The following is an 18,514-nucleotide window of genomic DNA, read 5'->3' on the forward strand; positions in this document are numbered from 1 at the left end:
CCGTCAGGCGGTGGGGGTGCCGGCCGCGAGGGGCTGGTCCGGTGACGCCAGCCCGATCTCCAGGCAACGGCGGGTCTCCGCGAGCAGTTCGTCGGTGCGTCCGGCGCTGTAGGAGGAGGCAGCGGCGTACAGCTTGATGCGTAGCTGCTCCTGGCCGTCGAGCTGGTCGAAGTAGCCGCCCAGACCGGCGGTGTCGTCCAGCGCCGAGGTGCTGTCCAGCTCGATCGCCTCGGCGGTGGCGCCGGGCCAGTCGATCGCCCGCAGCAGGGAGTAGTTGACCGAGACCGGGGCCAGCAGGTGCACCGGCACCCCGCGCCGCTTCAGCTCCACGACGACCCGCTCGAAGGGGACGGCCTGGTGGCCGAGCGACTCGGCGGCCTGGTGGGCGACCCGGCGGCTGAGGTCGGCGAAGCCGATCCCCGGCGGTACGTCGACCCGCAGGACCGCGGCCTGGCTCAGCTGGCCGACGACGCGTTCGCAGTCGAGGAACGACCGCATGTCCACGACGAAGGCCACCCGGAACGACCGGGTGGCGGCGGGCCCGCCCAGCGCGCCCAGCAGGGCCGCGGTGTACGCGGCGAACGGGGAGACCCGCAGGCGGCGCACGGCCGGCACGATCCCGCCGGAGGGGACGTGCGCCTGCGCGAGGTGGCCACCGGGGGCCGGGGGTGGCCCGTCCGGTGCCGCGTCGAACGGGTCGGTCAGGTCGGCCCCGGTCTCCACCGGGCCGAGCCGGCCGAACGTGTCGAGCCACCAGTCGAGGTCCTCCTCCGCCTGTTCCTCGCCCAGCTCGAAGAGCCGGTCGAGGACGTCGTCGATCGGCTCGGCGGCGGGTGGCTGGCCCGTGCCGGCGCCCAGCTCGGCCCCGTAGAGGACGGCCAGGTCGTCGACCAGCAGGTCGAGGGAGTGGTGGTCGAGAAGCGCCATGTGCGCGCACAGCAGCAGGTAGGAACTCCCCGTGCCGGTCCGGGCCAGCGACACCGTCCAGCACGGTCCGGCCCACAGGTCCACCGGCCGCCGCAGGGCGGCCTGGCACCAGTCGAGGGCGGCCCGGTCGTCGGGCACCTCGACGACCTCCAGGTCGGCCCGATCGCGGCCGTCGCGCAGGACCACGTAGCCGTCGTGCTCGGCGAACGCCCGGCGCAGCAACGGATGCGCCTCGGCCAGCCGCCCGACGGCGCGACGCAACGCCTCGACGTCGACGTCGCCGTTCAGGCGGTGGCACACCTGGGTCATCAGGGTCGCGGGACCGACCCGGCCGTCGAGACGGCACAGGTATTCCTGGTGTTCGCTCGTCTCGAAATGGTCCCGCACCCTGAATCCCCCGGAATAATAGATGGCCCCGGCGGACCAAATATCAACTGATCTGCGAACTGACGAGATCGCCTACCGACGTTCCGGAAGACGCATTTCAGAGGGTCGTACCAGAATTGCCTCGGAGACCGTGGTCTCCTGTTTTCCAGCTGTCAGGCGAGCCGGCTCTTGCGGGGCCGAACCACGAGGTCGATGTCCACCAGAGTCGTTGCCGTGTAGCAGTGAGCACGCATCTTGACTCCCATCCGGAACCGCCGGGGTCCACTGTGGATAGACGTTAATATTTCTGTCCCGGCTCCGCAACCCGAAGTTTTTCCTGCGATAAGCGGGACCCGCGCGCGCAATTACCGCCCGTCGCTCTCCACTCGCGGGAAGTAATCGTGGTACGGGCGGGAGGCGGGCCCGACCGGACGACACGCGCCGCGCGGCCGGGACCCTGACGTCTCCTACCCCGCCTCGCCCGCCATCGCCCGGCGCAGGCTCAGCGGGCGCATGTCCGTCCACACCGAGTCGATGTGCTCCAGGCACCGGGCGCGCGGCCCGACGAAGCCCTCCTCCCGCCAGCCCGCCGGGATCTCCCGCCCGTCCGGCCAGATCGAGTACTGCTCCTCGTCGTTGACCACGACCCGGCAGATGTCGGCCGTCTCCGTCTGCTCCACCGTCATCTTCTTCTCCTCACAGCTCGGACACCTCGGTCAGGGCCCGGTCGATCCCGGCGATCCCGGCGGTCAACTCCTCCGCCGTGATGGTCAACGGAGGGAACAGGTGCAGCCGGTTGCCCGCCGCCAGCGGCCAGACGCCGTGGCGCTTGCACGCCGCCAGGACGGCGGCCATCTCGGGCGCCAGCGTCCCCGGGGCCGCGTACGGCGCCAGCGGCTCGCGGGTCGCGCGGTCCCGGACCAGCTCGACCGCCCAGGCCAGGCCGACGCCGCGGACGTCGCCGACGATCGGGTGGCGCTCGGCCAGCTCGGCCAGCGCCGGTCCCACCACGTCGCGGCCGAGTGCGGCCGCCCGGTCGACCAGGTTCTCCTCCCGCAGCACCCGCAGCGCCGCCACGATGGAGGCGCAGGCCAGCGGGTGCCCGGAGTAGGTGAGCCCGCCGGGGTAGCGGCGGTGCGCGAAGTGGGCCGCCACCGCGCGGGACAGCAGCACCCCGCCCACCGGCACGTAGCCGGAGTTGACCCCCTTGGCGAAGGTCATCAGGTCGGGCACCACGTCCCAGAGGTCGCCGGCGAACCACCTGCCGCACCGGCCGAAGCCGGTCATCACCTCGTCGGCGATCAGCAGGATGCCGTGCTCATCGCAGAGCCGGCGGACGCCGGCCAGGTAGCCGTCCGGCGGCACCAGCACGCCGTTGCTGCCGACCACCGGCTCGACGAGGATCGCGGCGATCGTGTCCGGGCCCTCGTACCCGACGAGCCGGCGCAGGTGCTCCAGCGCCCGTTCGCCCTCCTGCGCGGCGTTCTCGGCGTGGAACTCGCTGCGGTACGGGTACGGGCCCGTGAAGTGCACGGCGCCGCCGCTGGCCGTGTCCACCGGCCAGCGGCGGGGGTCACCCGTCAACGCCAGCGCCCCGGCCGTGGCCCCGTGGTAGGACCGGTAGGCGGCGAGCACCTTCGGCCGCCCCGTCACCACCCGCGCCATCCGCACGGCATGCTCCACGGCCTCCGCGCCGCCGGTGGTGAACAGGACCGTCTCCAGGTCCCCCGGTGCCACCTCGACGATCGCCCGGGCCGCCTCGTCGCGGACGTCGACGGCGAACGACGGCGCGATCGTGCACATCCGTCCGGCCTGCTCGCGCAGCGCCGCCACCAGGGCCGGGTGCTGGTGGCCCAGGTGCAGGTTGCCCATCTGGGCGTGCAGGTCGAGCCACCGGTTGCCCTGCTCGTCCCAGAACCAGCTGCCCGCGCCGCCGGCCACGCGGACCGGATCGATCTCCTCCTGCGCGGACCAGGGGTAGAAGACCGGCCCGGTCACGACGCCTGCCGTTCGCGGACCAGGTCGACCTGCTCGGCCAGCGTCGGCGCCGCGAACACGTCCTGCAGGGAGAGCCGGACCTGGTACGCCTTGCGGATCCGGCTGATCAGTCGGATCGCGAAGAGCGAGTCGCCGCCCAGGTCGAAGAAGTCGTCCCCGGGCTCGACGCCGTCGACCTTGAGCAGGGCGGCCCAGATCTGCCCGAGCTGGTCCAGCACCTCGGAGCGGCCGTCGTCGGACGGCACGGCGGTCGGCTGTGCCGGGTCCGGGGCGGCCTCCGGCGGGGCGGTCGGCCGCCCGGGGGCGGCGGGCACCAGTTCCAGCCGTCCCGCCGTGGTCCACCGCACGGTGGCCCCGGTGTCCCGCATCCGCGCGCCCGGCGTGCCGGCGTACGGGTCGTCGACCTCGCCGGCGCCGCTGACCCACAGCCGCCCCGGGGTGTTCACCGGCACGGTCCGCGCGCGGTCGTCGAGGACGTAGCAGCGGGCCACGGCCGGCAGGTCGTCCTGGCCGACCAGCGCGTCCGGCAGCCGCGCCGGGTTCCAGCCGTCGAGCACGGCCCGCAGCTCCCGGCGGGGCATGGCGGAGAGCTCCCCCACCGGCCGCTCCTGGTCGGAGACGAGCTGGTCGAGCACGGTCAGCATCGAGTCGAGGATCCGCTGGACGGTGGCCCGGTCGAACAGGGCGAGCCGGAAGTCGAGGCTGCCCACCATCCGGTCCTCGCCGACCTGGTTCACGGCCAGCGCCAGGTCGTACTTCGCCGAGGTCCACTCCGGCGGTTCCAGCCGCAGCGCCTCGACCGCGCCGAGCCGGAACCGGTCCGGCACCGCCCGGCCGTACCGGACGCAGACCTGCACCAGCGCGGAGACCGCCGGGTCCCGGCGCGGGCGCAGCTCGCCGACCAGCGTGTCGAAGGGCACCCGGCGCAGCTCCAGCGCGGTCAGCACGCTGCCGCGTACGTCGTGCAGGAACTGGGCCACGGTGGCGTCCCGGTCGACCCGGATCCGCAGCGGCAGCAGGTTGACCAGGCAGCCGATCAGGTCGCGGGTCGACTCGTCGTCGCGTTGCAGGCTCGGCGTGCCGATGAGCAGGTCGTCGCCCGCGCCGTACGCGTTCAGGGTGCGGGCGAACGCGGCGGTGAGCAGGGTGAACGGGCTGGTCCGCGCGGCGGCGGCCGCCGCCACCAGCCGGGCGGCGAGGTCGTCGTCGATCGTGAAGCGCACCGACCCGCCCCGGTGGTCCAGGACCGGCGGTCGGGGCCGGTCCGTCGGCAGGGTGATCACCTGCGGAGCGCCGTCCAGGTAGCGCCGCCACCGGGCGAGCTGGTCGGCCGCGCCCGGCCCGGCGAGTTCGGCCTGCTGGCGGCGGGCCACGTCCGCGTACCGGCACGGCACGTCCGGCAGCCGGAGCGGCTCCCCCCGCGCGTACGAGGGGTAGAGCCGGGCCAGCTCCGCGAAGAAGATCTCCGCCGCCGTCGGGTCGGCGGCGACGTGGTGCACCACCAGCAGCAACGCCGTCCGGCCGGCGGGCAGCTGCACGGTCGCGACCCGGATCGGCCACTCCCGGGCGAGGTCCCACCGGCGGTCGCGGAACCCGGTCACCCGCTCGTCGCCCGCCCAGCCGTCGGCCGGCGCGTCGCTGAGGTCGAGGCGGGCGATCGTGAGCGGCGCCGCCGGGTGGATGCGCTGGACCGGTTCCTCGTCGACCTCGACGATGGTGGTCCGCAGCGCCTCGTGCCGGCGGACGATCTCGTCGACCGCCGCGTGCAGCGCGGCGGCGTCCACCGGCCCGGTCAGCTCGACCGCCGCGTCGAGGTGGTACGCCGCTCCGCTCGTGCCGGCCTGCTCGGCCAGCCAGATCGCCCGCTGCGCCACGGAGAGCGGAGCGGTGTCGTCGTCGGCGTCGCGCCGTTCGAGGGTTGCCGCGCGGGGCAGTTCCAGCGTCGGGGCGGCGTCGGCGTCGTGGCGCACCGTCAGCACCGGCGCGACGTCCCGGGGCACGGTCAGCGCGTTGTCCGCGTCCGCCCCGGTGACCGCCAGCCGGATCCGGTCGCCCGCCGCGAACCGGTACGCGATCGGGTGCAGCTCGATCTCCAGGCGGGAGTCGCCGGGAGCGCCGTCGACCTGGCCGCAGCCCTCGGTGACGTACAGGGAGGTGCCGTCGGGGGCGACCGACTCCAGGTAGGCGAAGACGTCCGCCGGGCCGTCGGTGACCCGGGCCGCCAGGCGCAGCACCGGGGCGCCGACCAGCTCGACCGCCTCGGTCAGCGCGTCGGAGGTCCAGCACAGCGCCCGGGTGTCGTTGTCGGTCAGGTCCGGCCGCTGGAAGGGCGAGCCGTAGCCGCTGGCCCACCGGCTGGTCTTGCCGGACGTGGTGGCGTAGTCGACCTCGTACCGCCGGGCCTCGCCGGCCCGGGGTTCCGGTCCCAGCTCGCCGGCCGAGCCAAGGTGCCAGGTGCCGGTCGTCGCCGGCTCCGGCGGCCAGGACCGGGCGGTACGCCACGCGTCGGCGCCCAGCACGTGGTACCGGACGGCCGGGCCGTCCATGATCCCGGTGTCCCGGCCCCGCAGCCAGTGGTCGAACCATCGCACGTGCTCGTCGGCCAGGTTGTAGCCGGCGCCGCCCAGCACCCCGCCGGTGTGCGGCCACGGGCCGATGACGACCCGGTGCGGCACGGTCAGCCGGCGGGCCCACTCGGTCGCGTCGCGCGCCCAGACGTCGTGCCAGCCGCCCAGGTGGTAGACGGCGACCCCGGAGGCGTTGATCGCCTCCAGCAGCGCCGACGGGCTGCGGGTCAGGTACGCCGCCTCGCCGGTGTCGGCCAACCGCGACTCGCGCCCGGGCAGGCCGGCGAACATCGTCCGGACGTCCCGGTTCGCCACGTGCTGCTCGCGGGCGGCGGTCAGCAGGAGGCCGTCGGGGTCGTCGTCGAGGGGCGCGACGGGGCCACGCAGGTCGAGTTCGCGCACGTCCTCGCCCCAGGCGCGGGCGAAGTCGTCCCGGAACACCCCGCCGTCCCAGGCGAAGCGGTGCAGGTCGAACAGCGCCATCTGCGGGAAGATCGCCGCCAGGTGCGGCGGGGCGGTGCTCGCCGCGAGGTACTGCGAGACCCCGAGGTAGGAGCGGCCGAACATGCCCACCCGGCCGTCGCACCAGGGCTGGGCGGCGATCCACTCGGTGACGTCGTACGTGTCGGTCGCCTCGGCCGTGGAGAACGGGCCGTCGCTGGTGCCGAACGACGCGCCGCTGCCCCGGCTGTCCACCACCACCACGACGTAGCCGCGGGCCAGCAGGCGCTGCGCGACCGGGAAGGCCCGCAGCGTCACCTCCCCGGGGGCCACCTCGGCCACGCCGAGGTCGTCGATGTCGGTGAGGTCGACGTCCGCCAGTTCGGCGCGTACCACCGCCAGGAAGTCGTCGCGCCCGGGGCGCGGCGACACCTGGTGGTAGCGGTCGTGGGCCCAGACGGCGGGCGCGGGGTCGCGCTGGCCGACCGGCCGGAAGACGTACGCCGCCAGCCGGGTCCCGTCGCGGGTGGCCACGTACTGCGAACGGCAGGTCCAGGTGCGGCTCATGCCAGGTCGGCCCGTCCGTAGAGTTCCCGCGCCGGCACCCCGACGTCGGCGCAGCGCTGGAAGAACTCCGCCATCTGCTTGAGCTGGTAGGACTCGTCGGTGTAGTTCGTCGCCATGACGAACACCAGCCACGGCTCGCGGCCCATCGCGTACACGTACGCCTGCCGGGCCCGCAGCCGCCGGACGATGCCCATCGCCTCGACGGCGTCGGAGCCGTTGAGCTTGCGGCTGCGGCTCATCTTCTGGTCGATGCGGCGGGAGAAGAGCGGACCGTACATCCAGGACAGCGGGGCGCCGTCGCACTCCATGCCGAGGAACGCCATGTCGACGTCGCCGATCATGTCGTGGATGTGGCCGAACAGGGCCGGGTCGACGCAGCGGTTGTCCGCGCCGAAGTAGAGGTTCTTCCCGCCGGTACGCACCGAGTAGGTGACCTTCGCGGCGATGTCGAGGTCGCAGTGCTCGCCGACGAACGGGCACACCACGATCTGCCCGTCGGGCAGCTCGATGGTCTCGCCCGGCTCCACGTCGACCACGTTGGGGAAGCCGAGCGCCTCCAGGCACAGCCGCAGCGACGGGTCCTGCAACGCCCCGGCGGCGGTCTTCGGCACCACCACCGTGCCGATGCGGTGCCGCAGCTTCAGCAGGGAGGCCAGTTCGAGGTGGTCCTGGTGCCCGTGCGTGATCAGCACGTAGTCGATGACGTCGGGCAGGTCGGCGTAGGCGTACCGGTCGCCGTCGCCGAGGGCGTCGGACAGGAACGGGTCGGTCATCACGGTGACCGGGCCGGACTGCACCACCACGCAGGCGTGCCCGAAGTAGCGCACCCGCAGCCCAGGGCCGTCCAGGTTGCGGTCCGGGCTCCCGCCCGGCTCGGCGGAGAACAACCCGCTGAAGGTCGCCAGGTCGGCGTCGGAGACGTCGAACGCCTCCCGCAGCTCGCCGAAGGGCCGGGCCGTGGTCATGGTGGAGAAGAGCAGGTCGATGCGGGGGTCCCGCAGCGGCATGGTGGCCTGCACGTGCCCGTTGCCGGGGAACCGCGGGGTGGTCATCGCGAACGGCCGCTCGTCGCCGGTGGCCAGCGACAGGTCCACCGAGTGGGCGGTCTCGTCGAAGTGCCGCGACCGGTAGAGCATCCGCTCGGCGAGCCGGATCCGGGCGTGGTCGTTGAGGTCGTAGACCAGCTCGACGTAGCCGCGCAGGGCCGGCGGGATCTCGCCGTAGCGGGGCGTCAGGTCGAACCCGTCGGCGAGCTTCTCCAGGTTGACCGTCAGCTCGTCCATCGCCGCCGACAGCTCCGGCATGGGTCCGTCGGCGAGCCGGGCCGCCAGGTCGGACACCCCGTCGAGCTGGTCGTCCTCGAGGTCGACGAACATGCCGCCGCGCAGCTTCGGGTCCCGGGCGGAGCGGCGGTGCAGCGCGGGCGCGTCGAGGAACGAGCGCAGCAGCGGCACGTGCAGCTTGGCGAAGTTCATCGCCGCCGGCACCGGCGACACCAGGTTCAGCCAGGCGTAGTACCGGTGGATGAGCGGTTCCAGCGCCAGGTTGGGGCGGGCGTGCACCAGGTCGTGGCTGGCGAAGGGCTGGTTCATCGCGCTCCCTCGGTGGAGTCCGTACGCAGTCGGTCCCGGACGGTCCGGACGACCTGTGCGAGGTGGTGGAAGTCTTCGTCGTCGGTGGGGGTGTCCAGCACGAAGGTGCGTACGCCGGCCCGGATCATCGCCAGCAGTCGCTCGACGGCGCCGGCGTGGTCGGCCACCAGGTACGGCCCGTCCGCCTGGCCGGAGCGGAACGGCGCGAGCCGGTACGCCGGGTCGACGGTGACGGCGCCGTGGCCGGCCTCCGCCTCGGCGAAGAGCCGCTGCTTCCAGACGGAGTCGGTGTTGGCCATGGTGACCGCGGTGATCTTCGCGCCGTCCGGATCCTCCGGGAAACGGGCCTCGGCGACCCGCTCGGTCTCCTCCGCCGTCGCCCGGGTCAGCAGCCCGAAGTTCAGCGCGCCCGGTGCCCCGTCGGCGTCGGGCCGGGCCGCCGTGAGCATCTGGATGCTGGTGGCGCCCACCCGCTCGGCCACCTGCCGGGCGGCCGGGGACTGCCCCGCGACGAACAGCCGCGGCAGCAGGTGCGCGGGAAGGCCGGGGGTGAGCTGCAACCGGGACACCTGGTAGAACCGCCCGTCGAAGCTGAACGGACGGCGGCTGCCCAGCACCCCCATCATGATCTCGACGTACTCGGCGAGGCGCGCGTACCGGTCGTCGTGGTCCAGCCGGTCGCCGAGCGCGTCCAGGTCGCTCACGGCGGTGCCGGTGATCAGGTTGAGGTCGATCCGCCGCTGGTAGAGCAGGCCGAGCGAGGCGACCATCCGGGCCGCGGCGAACGGGTGCTGGTAGACGGGGTTCACCGCGACCAGCGGGCTGAGCCGGGTGGTGCCGGCCGCCGCGGCGGTCGCCAGGACCCAGGGGTCGAGCACCGCGCCGCTGCCGGTGAAGATGAGCACCCCGTCGAGGTCCGCCGCGTCGGTGCGGCGGATGACGGACATCGCCGTGTCCGCGTACGCGGTCAGGTCCCGGACCCGGGGCACCACGGTGATGAAGCTGACGTCGGGCACGGCCTCACGCTCCCTCTTCGGAGACCGCGGCGAGCGCGGCCCGGATCTCCTGCGCCTCGCGCAGCTTGCCGTCGATCACCTCGGCGAGCGCGGCGACGGTGGGGGTCTGCAGGAACACGCCGAGTTGCAGGTCGACGTGGAAGGCCTGGGCGAGGTCCCGCAGCGTCCGGGCGGCGCTGAGCGAGTCCGCGCCGAGCATCAGCAGCGAGTCGTGCAACCCGATCCGGTCCACCCCGAGCCGGCGGCGCCACACGGCGGCAACCGCCTCCTCCAGGACCGAGCCGGCGGCCGGCTGGGCGTCGGCGGCGGGCTGGGCGTCGGCGGCGGGCTGGGCGTCGGCGGCCGGGGCCGTCGGCGTCGGGCCGGTCACGGGCGCCACGGCCACCGGGTCGACCCAGTGCCGCGTCCGCTGGAACGGGTACGTCGGCAGGCCGACGCGACGCCGCGACGCGCCCTCGTGCAGGGCGGCCCAGTCCACCTCGACGCCCCGGCGCCACAGCTCGCCGAGCGCGCCCAGCAGCCCACGGAGGCTCCCGGCGTCGTCGGTCAGGGCCAGCGTCGACGCCTCGGCCGGGCCGACGGCCAGCGTCAGGTCGGCCTCGGCCGGCGTCCCGGCCGGCGCCGGCGGGTGGCTGCCGGCGCGCAGGGCGCGCCCGGCCTCCGCCACCGTCCAGCGGCCGTCGACGACGGCGGCCGTCACGGCGCCCGGACCCTCGCCGTGGGCGGCGACCGGGGACACGCCGCAGGCGCCCAGCAGCCGGGCGAGCGCGAGCTGCCCGGTGACGGTGGCCGCGTCGGAGCCCGGCCCGCCGGCAGCCGGGTCGACGCCCAGCTCACCGGCCACCCGGTCGACCTCCGCCCGCAGCCGGGGCAGGGCGTCGCACAGCGCGGCCAGGTCGGGGCAGGTGGCGGGGAACGCGTACGCCACCGTGGCGGTCTCCGGCGACGCCTCGCCCGCGCCGACGGCGGACAGCGCGCGGGCCGCCTCCCCGGCGTCGGTCGCCACCACGAAGGCCCGGTGGCGCAACGCGCGACGGCCGACCTGGCTGGTGTAGGCGACGTCGGCGAGGGCCTGCTCCGGGTGACGCCCGAGGTGCTCGGCGAGCCGGTTGGCGGCGGCGGCCAGCGCCTCGCCGCCGGCCGCGGAGACGGCGAGCAGCACGGCCGGCGGGTTCGGCCCCGGCGGCGCGGGCGGCGGCGCCTGTTCGAGGATGACGTGCGCGTTGGTGCCGCCGACGCCGAACGAGCTGACCGCCGCCCGACGCGGCCCGGTGACCTCGGGCCAGTCCCGCAGCATGTCGTTGACGCGGAACGGCCCTCGGTCGAGCGAGGTCTGCGGGTTGGGCTTGCGGAAGTGGATCGACGGCGGCAGCTCACCGTGGTGGACGGCGAGGACCGCCTTGATCAGCGACGTCACGCCGGAGGCGGTGTCGAGGTTGCCGACGTTCGGCTTGACCGAGCCGATCGCCCAACCGGCGCCCGAAGCGCCGGCGGCGCCGTACGCCTCCTCCAGGGCGGACACCTCGATCGAGTCGCCCATCAGGGTGCCGCTGCCGTTGGCCTCGACGTACTGGATGGAGTCCGCCTCGACGTCGGCGACCCGCAGCGCCCGGCGGATCACCCGCACCTGGCCCGACCGGCCGGGCGCCACGAAGCTGACCTTGCCGGCGCCGTCGTTGTTCACCGCCGAGCCCTTGACCAGGGCGTAGATCCGGTCGCCGGCGTCCTCGGCGTCCTCCCGGCGGCGCAGCACCACCACGCCGGCGCCGTCGCCCAGGTGGTAGCCGGCGGCCTCGGCGTCGAAGGCCCGGCAGCGGCCGTCGGGCGAGTTGATGCCGTCGGCCTCGTGCCGGTAGCCGCGGGGCACCGGGTTCTTGACGCTGACCGCGCCCACGATGGCCATGTCGCACTGGTAGTCGAGCAGGCTGCTGATGGCATGGTGCAGCCCGACCAGGGCCGAGGAGCAGTTGGTCTGCACCGTCATGCTGGGCCCGGTCAGGTCGAGCTTGTACGAGATGCGGGTGGCCAGGTTGTCCTTGTCGCTGGCGACGGCCATGCCCAGCCGGCCGGCGGAGTCGACCAGCTCCTGCTGGGGCAGCAGGTGGTAGAGCAGGTACTGGTTCAGGCCGCAGCCGGCGTACACGGCGATGTCGCCGGGGAAGCGGCGGCTGTCGTAGCCAGCGTCCTCCAGCGCCTCCCAGGCGCACTCCAGCAGGATCCGGTGCTGCGGGTCGATCAGCGTCGCGTCCGTCGGCGAGTAGCCGAAGAACTGGGCGTCGAACCGGTCGGCGCCCTCGATGCCCGACCACACCGGCACGTACGCCGGGTCGGCGCGTTCCTCGGCCGGGACGGCGTCCAGCTCGGCGGCGGTCAGCTCGCGGCCGGCGTCGACGCCGTCGCGGAGCAGCTCCCAGAACTCGGCGACGTTCGTCGCGCCCGGAAACCGTCCGCTCATCCCCACGACGGCGATGTCCATCTCGCTGCTCATCGACTTCCCACTTCCTGAATACGCTGGCGCATCAACCGGCGGCGGTTCGCCACCTGCTCGTTGCGGTCGGGCCCCGGGTCGACGGGCGGGTCCGTCGCCGGGCGCGCGGGCTCGCCGAGGTGCTCGGCGAGCTTGCGCACGGTGGTGTGCTCGTACAGGTCGACAAGCGGGAACTGCCGGCCGAGGAGTTCCTGGATCCGGATGTGCACCTGGACCAGGCTCAGCGAGTTGCCGCCGACGTCGAAGAAGTTGTCGTCGAGCCCGACGGCGCCGACGCCGAGGACGTCCAGCCAGATCTCGGTGACCTGGGCCTGGAGCCCGCCGGCCGCCGGGGCGAGCGGCCGGGCCGTGGCGCCCGCGCCCAGCCGGGCCAGCGCCTCGGTGGCCTCGGCCGCGACGGCGCGCCGGCTCACCTTGCCGGTCGCCGTGGTGGGCAGCTCGTCGACCAGGTGCAGCAGCGGCACCATGAACTCCGGCAGCCGCTGCCGCAGGTGGGTGCGCAGGTCGTGCAGCAGGTCCCGCCGCGCGGTGGCGCCCAGCGGGTCGTTGGCCAGCTCCGGCCAGTCGGCGCGCCGGGCCCGCGGCGGGGTCCAGCCGACCGTGTCGTCCGGTCGGGCGGCGGGCCAGAACCGCAGGTCCATCGTGTACGGGTCGCGCGCGGTCGACGGCACCACGGCGGTCCGTCGGCCCAGCGCCTCGCCGATGCTCCAGCAGTCCTCCGGGTCGACCCCGGGCGGCAGCTCGCCGGTCGGGCGGGTCACCGGGTCGGCGTCGGCGAGACCGGCCAGCCGGCGTACGGGCCCGGCGACCGTGACGAGCCGCGCGTTCGGCACGTCGCGCACCTCCACCGGCCGGTTGCGGTTGCCGCGCAGCAGGCTCCGCAGCCGGGCGACGTCCAGCCCGTCGCGCGTCCAGTCCAGCCGCACCGGCTCGACCGGCTCGGCGGCGTCGCCGTCGGGGGCGGCGCCCACGTGCAGGACGACGTCGTAGCGGAACGCGCTCAGCTCGTTGGCCTGCCGGCCGCGCTTGAGGTGCAGCTCCACCCCGGTCACTCCGGGCAGCCAGTCCGGCGCGGTGAGGAACAGGTCGGGGGCCAGCACCAGCTCGTCGTCGGCGAGCACCCGGGCGGCGACGCGGCGGCGCAGCTCGGCGACGGTCAGGCCGGCTTCCGGCTCGGCGCCCAGCTCCACCGAGGCGTGGAACACCTCCAGCAGGTCGAGGTCGCGTACGTCGCCGAGGTAGATCCGCCCACCGGGTGAGGCCGCGGTGACCGCCGCGCGCAGCACCCCGCGCAGGTAGTCGTGGTGGGGGAAGTACTGGGTCACCGAGTGCAGCACCACGGTGTCGAAGCTGCCGGCCTCGATGCCGGTGACGTCGTCGGCCTCCCGCAGCAGCAGCGTGACCGTGTCCCGGTCCACCCCCTCGGCGTCGAGCCGCTGTTCGAGCACCTTCAGGCCGGCGGCGGAGAAGTCGGTGCCGACGTACGCCTCGCAGTCCGGCGCCAACGCCAGGGTCAGGTTGCCCGTGCCGCAGCCGAGTTCCAGCAGCCGGCGGGGACGCAGCTCCCGGATCCGCCGGACCGCCTGGTCGATCCACTCGCCCATCTCGACGTCGGTGAACGGCGCGCCCGTGTAGCTGCTGGTCCAGATCGCCTGCTGGGCCTCCTCGGCGGGACCGGCCTCGGTGTACATCCGGTCGTAGAGCAGCCGCCAGTCCGACACCCGGGTGGTGGCCGGCGCCCCGCCCGGGTCGGCTCCGGCCGGCGCGGACGACCCGCTGCGCTGCCGGGGCACGACCGCCGCGACGATCCGCTGCTCGCCGCCGCCCGGCGCCTGGGCGAGCGCGGCCACGGCGGCGGCGACCCCGGGGTGGGCCCGCAGCGTCGCCTCGATCTCGCCCAGCTCGATCCGGAAGCCGCGGACCTTCACCTGGTGGTCGGCCCGGCCCAGGAACTCCAGCCGCCCGTCGTGGCTGAACCGGCCCCGGTCACCGGTGCGGAACAGCCGCCCGCCGTCGCCGTACGGGTCGGGAACGAACCGCGTCGCGGTCAACGCCGGTTGGTCGAGGTAGCCACGGGCCAGGCCGGCCCCGCCGACGTAGACCTCACCGGCGAAGCGGGGCGGCACCGGCCGCATGGCCTCGTCCAGGACGTAGATCCGGGTGTTGCCGACGGGCCGCCCGACGCTGCCGACCCGCTCCGGTCCGGTGACCACGTCCAGGGTCACGTCGGCGGAGATCTCCGACGAGCCGTAGAGGTCGACCAGGACGCAGCCGGGCAGGGCCGCCAGCCACCGCGCGGCCAGGTCGGCGGTGAGCGCCTCCCCGCTGGAGTGGCAGTAGCGCAGCGCCGACAGGCGTCCGCCGACGTCGGCGACGCCGTCGAGGATGGCCCGCAGCAACGACGGTACGGCCACCAGGCGGGTGACCCGGTGCCGGGCGAGCAGGTCGACCAGGCGTACCGGGTCGCGTCCGACGTCCTCGGGCACCACGACGACCGGGGCGCCGGCGAAGAGCGGCAGGAACATTTCGCCGCCGGAGTCGAAGAAGCTCAGCGAGGTCTTGTGGCTGCCCACCTCGTCCGGCCCCATCGGGAAGCGGTCCATGATCCACCGTTGCCGGTTGACGATGCCCCGGTGCAGGCCGAGTACGCCCTGCGGGGTGCCGGTGGAGCCGGAGGTGTAGACGACGTAGGCCACGTCGTCGGGGTGGGCCGTCGGCCGCGGATCGCGGTCGTCCTCGGCCGCGAGCGACTCCTCGGCCGGGTCGACCACCTCGACGTCCGGGAGGCCGACGGCCGCGCCGGGGGCGGCGACGAGCAGCCGGGCCCCGGAGTCGGCGAGCATGAACCGCAGCCGCTCCACCGGGTACGACGGGTCGAGCGGCACGTAGGCGGCGCCGGTCTTGAGGATCGCCAGCACGGCGGTGAGGCTGACCGTGGAGCGGGGCACCAGCAGGCCGACCCGGGTGCCCCGGCCGGCGCCCAGCCCGATCAGCCGGTGGGCCAGCCGGTTCGCCGCCGCGTTGAGCTCGGCGTAGGTGAGCCGGGTGGTGCCGTCGATGGCGGCCGGCGCGTCCGGGGTCCGGCGGGCCTGCTCGGCCACGATCTCCGGCGCGCACCGGTCGGTGTCGTAGTCGGCCGTGGTGTCGTTCCACTCCACCAGCACCTGCCGGTGCCGCTCGGCGCCGAGCAGCGGCAGGGCGCCGACGGGGGTCGCCGGCGCCGCGACGGCCGCGGACAGCAGCGCGGTCAGCGCCTCGGCCAGCACGTCCATGGTGTCGGCGTCGAACAGGTCGGTGCTGTAGTCGAAGGTGCCCAGCAGTTCGCCGTCGTGCTCGCCCAGGTAGAGGGAGAGGTCGTAGTAGGTGGCCCGCTGCCGTACCGGCCGGCTGCGCACCCGCAGCCCGGCCCAGTCACCCAGTGCCCCCTCGTGGTTCAGCACCATCGGCGTGAGGCCGAGCCGGTCGGTGCCGCGCCCGTGCTGGTAGGCGAAGGCCGCGCTGAGCAGCGCGCCGCGGCTGGCGTCGGCGGCCTGCCCGAGCCCCTCGACGATCCGCCCGAACGGCACCTCGGCGCGATCGGAGGCGGCCAGCACCGCGTCGTGGGCCGCCCGGGCCAGGGCGCCGAACTCCGGGTCGGCGGACAGGTCCACCGACACCGGCAGCGGGTTGACCAGGTAGGCGACCAGGTCGGCGAAGCGGCCGCGGACCCGGCCGGCGTGCACGAAGCCGAGCGGGAACGTCGCCTGGCCGGCGTAGCGCGACAGCACCGCCGCGTAGCCGGCGAACAGCACGGCGGTGCGGCTGATCCCCTGCGCGGCGGCGAGCGCGTCGATCCCGGCGCACAGGTCGGCGTCGAGCCGGAACGCGTGGGCGGCGCCCCGGAAGGTGCGCACCGACGGGCGGGGCCGGTCGGTCGGCAGGTCCAACGGCACGAGGTCGGCGACCTGGGCCTGGCACGTCGCGGTCAGCTCCCGGCCGGCCGGGCCGTCCAGGAAGGACCGCTGCCAGGCCACGAACTCGGCCGGGTGGGCGGCGGGTGCGGGCGGCGCCGCGTCGTCCCCGGCGGCGCGCCGGCCGTAGCCGGTCGCCAGGTCCTCGACCAGCACCGCCAGCGACCACACGTCCATGACGCTGTGGTGGGTGCAGAGCAGCAGCGTGTGGCGGTCCGCCGCGTGCCGGAACAACACGGCGCGCAGCAGGGGCGGGCCGGCGAAGCCGACCCCGAGTTCCGCCTCGATCTCCTCGTCGAGCCGGCCCGCCGGCCAGCCCGCCGCGTCGCGCACCTCCAGCGTGACCTCGGCGTCGTCGGCCACCCGCTGGGTCACCTCGGCGCCGGCGTCGTCGTAGCGGGTGAGCAGGGCCGGGTGCCGCACGCCGAGGTCGCGCACGGCGCGGGCCAGCGCCGCGGCGTCCAGTTCGCCGTCGACGGTCACCGCGCGGCACAGGTTGAGGTTGGCCGGGTCCTCGGCGAGGGCGCCCTGGAACCAGATCGCCCGCTGGCCGTACGACAGCGGGTAGGGCCCGTCGGCGGCGGCCGGGGTGGCCGGCGGGTCGGCCGGGGCGGGCGCGGACGGCAGCGCGGCGGCCAGTTCGGCCACCGTGCTGTCGCCCAGCAGGTCGGTCAGGGCCGGGCGGACGCCCCACTCCCCCTCGATCAGGTGTTGCAGCTCCACGGCCCGCAGCGAGTCGAACCCGAGCTCCGGCAGGGAACGGTCCGGGTCGATCCGCTCCGGGTCGACGTCGAGCAGCCCGCCGGCCAGGGCGCGCAGTCGCTGCGCCTGCGCCGGCGCGGCGGCCGGGGCGGGGCGCGCCGCCGGGCGCAGGGGGTCGTCCGCGACGATCGTGGCGCTGCCCGCCGCGTACGCCCGCGCGCAGTCGCCGCGACGGGTCTTGCCGCTGGTGGTGACGGGGATGGTGCCGGGCGGTACGGCCAGTACCCGGTGCAGGTCCAGGCCGTGGACGGTCACCACGGCCCGGCGGGCCGCCTCGGCGATGGCCGGTGCCTCGTCCGACGCCCGGTCGGAGCGGGTCTCGTACCACAGGACCACGGCCTCGCCGACGCCGTGGCCGTCGTCGGCGACGTCCACACCGAACGCGGCGATCCGCCCGCCGAGGCGGGGGCAGGCGGCGCGGACGGTCTGCTCGATGTCGTCCGGATAGTGGTTCTGGCCGCGGATGACCACGGTCTCCTTGATCCGGCCGCGGACGTACAGGTGGCCGTCCTGGCGGAAGCCGAGGTCGCCGGTGCGCAGGTAGGGGCCGTCGTCGGGGTCGCCGCCGAGGGTGGCGTGCAGGGTCCGCGCGGACTCCTCCGGCCGGTTCCAGTACCCGTCGACGACGCTGCCGCCCCGGACCCAGATCTCGCCGGCGGTGCCGTCGGGGACGGGGTGGCCGGTCGGGTCGACGATCCGGACCTCCGCCTCGGGCAGGATCTCGCAGCCGACCACCTCCGTGCCGGGGCGGTGGGCGGCGGGTCCGGCGGGGTCGGGGTCGGCCACCGTGGTCACGACGGGCCGCTGCGCCCGCGCCCGCCCGGCGACCAGCAGCGTCGCCTCGGCCAGTCCGTAGCAGGGCAGGAAGGCCCGCTCGTCGAAACCGTGCGGGGCGAACGCCGCGGCGAAGGCGCGCAGGGTCGCCGCGCGTACGGGCTCGGCGCCGTTGAACGCCACCCGCCAGGAGCTGAGGTCCAGGGCGGCACGGTCGGCCTCGGCGACCTTGCGCACGCACAGGTCGTAGGCGAAGTTGGGCCCGCCGCTGATGGTGGCCCGGTACCGGCTGATCGCCTGGAGCCACCGCACCGGGGTGCGGATGAACGTCGCCGGGTCCATCAGCACCGTCGGCACCCCGAGGTAGACGGGGGTGAGCAGGGTGCCGATCAGCCCCATGTCGTGGTGCGGCGGCAGCCAGGAGGCCATCACCGTCGCGTCGTCGAAGGCGAAGGAGCGGCGGATGGCCCGCAGGTTCTCCAGCAGGTTCGCGTGGCTGACCATCACGCCCTTGGGGGTGCTGGTGGTGCCCGAGGTGTACTGGAGGAACGCCAGCCCGCCCTCGGCCACCGCCGGCTGCCAGCCGGCGGGCGCGGCGTCGAGGGACTCCAGCTCCAGCACCGGCAGCCGGCGACCGGGCATGAGCGTGGTCAGGTCCACGGCGCTCGTGACCGCGCGGGCCGCCAGCACCGCGGTGGCCTGCGCGTCGTCGAGGATCCGCCCGACGACCGGGGCGCTGGCCCGGTTGAGCCGGGCGGCCAGCGGCACCGGCACGGTGCCGGCGTAGAGGCAGCCGAAGAAGCCGGCGAGGAAGTCGACACCCGCCCCGACGAGCATCAGCACCCGGTCACCGGGACGGCAGTGCCCGGCCAGGGCCGCGCCGACCCGGCGGGCCCGGGCGTCGAGCGTCGCGTAGTCCACCGTCTCGGTGGAGCCGTCCTCCGCCACCAGGTGCAGGGCGGGGCTGTCGGGCTGGACCCGCGCCTGGTGCGACAGGGCGGCGCCCAGGTTGACGACGTCGGTCGCCTCGTGGATCAGGGCGCCGGTGTGCTCGGTCATCTGGCTC

Annotated in this window: 8 protein-coding genes; all 8 read right to left on the reverse strand. The window is 74.9% G+C overall.

The window, feature by feature from the left end; translation table 11 throughout:
* Positions 1–3: 3 nt before the first annotated feature.
* Entirely contained in the window at positions 4–1,314 is a 1,311-nt protein-coding gene (locus tag OG989_RS23575; RefSeq protein ID WP_327028478.1) for a condensation domain-containing protein, read from the reverse strand.
* Between the two features lie 446 nt (positions 1,315–1,760).
* A complete protein-coding gene (locus OG989_RS23580; RefSeq protein WP_370519008.1) occupies positions 1,761–1,973 on the reverse strand; it encodes an MbtH family protein in 213 nt (70 codons plus the stop codon).
* Between the two features lie 16 nt (positions 1,974–1,989).
* Positions 1,990–3,291, reverse strand: a complete 1,302-nt coding sequence (locus OG989_RS23585; RefSeq protein WP_151457308.1) for an aspartate aminotransferase family protein — start codon at positions 3,289–3,291, stop codon at positions 1,990–1,992.
* Positions 3,288–6,866, reverse strand: a complete 3,579-nt coding sequence (locus OG989_RS23590) for a CocE/NonD family hydrolase (RefSeq protein ID WP_327028479.1) — start codon at positions 6,864–6,866, stop codon at positions 3,288–3,290. The genes OG989_RS23585 and OG989_RS23590 overlap by 4 nt, the downstream gene beginning before the upstream one ends.
* A complete protein-coding gene (locus tag OG989_RS23595; protein WP_132239868.1) occupies positions 6,863–8,458 on the reverse strand; it encodes an MBL fold metallo-hydrolase in 1,596 nt (531 codons plus the stop codon). Before OG989_RS23595 ends, OG989_RS23590 begins: the two co-directional genes overlap by 4 nt.
* A complete protein-coding gene (locus OG989_RS23600) occupies positions 8,455–9,474 on the reverse strand; it encodes an LLM class flavin-dependent oxidoreductase (protein ID WP_151454072.1) in 1,020 nt (339 codons plus the stop codon). The genes OG989_RS23595 and OG989_RS23600 overlap by 4 nt, the downstream gene beginning before the upstream one ends.
* A 4-nt stretch (positions 9,475–9,478) precedes the next feature.
* On the reverse strand, positions 9,479–11,962 hold the full coding sequence (locus OG989_RS23605) for a beta-ketoacyl synthase N-terminal-like domain-containing protein (RefSeq protein WP_327028480.1): 2,484 nt from the start codon (positions 11,960–11,962) through the stop codon (positions 9,479–9,481).
* Positions 11,959–18,507 (reverse strand): non-ribosomal peptide synthetase, encoded by a 6,549-nt coding sequence (locus tag OG989_RS23610; protein ID WP_327028481.1) that lies wholly within the window; start codon positions 18,505–18,507, stop codon positions 11,959–11,961. The genes OG989_RS23605 and OG989_RS23610 overlap by 4 nt, the downstream gene beginning before the upstream one ends.
* Between the last annotated feature and the right edge of the window lie 7 nt (positions 18,508–18,514).

Origin of the sequence: Micromonospora sp. NBC_01740, from assembly GCF_035920365.1 — a bacterium.
Classification (GTDB): Bacteria; Actinomycetota; Actinomycetes; order Mycobacteriales; family Micromonosporaceae; genus Micromonospora; species Micromonospora reichwaldensis.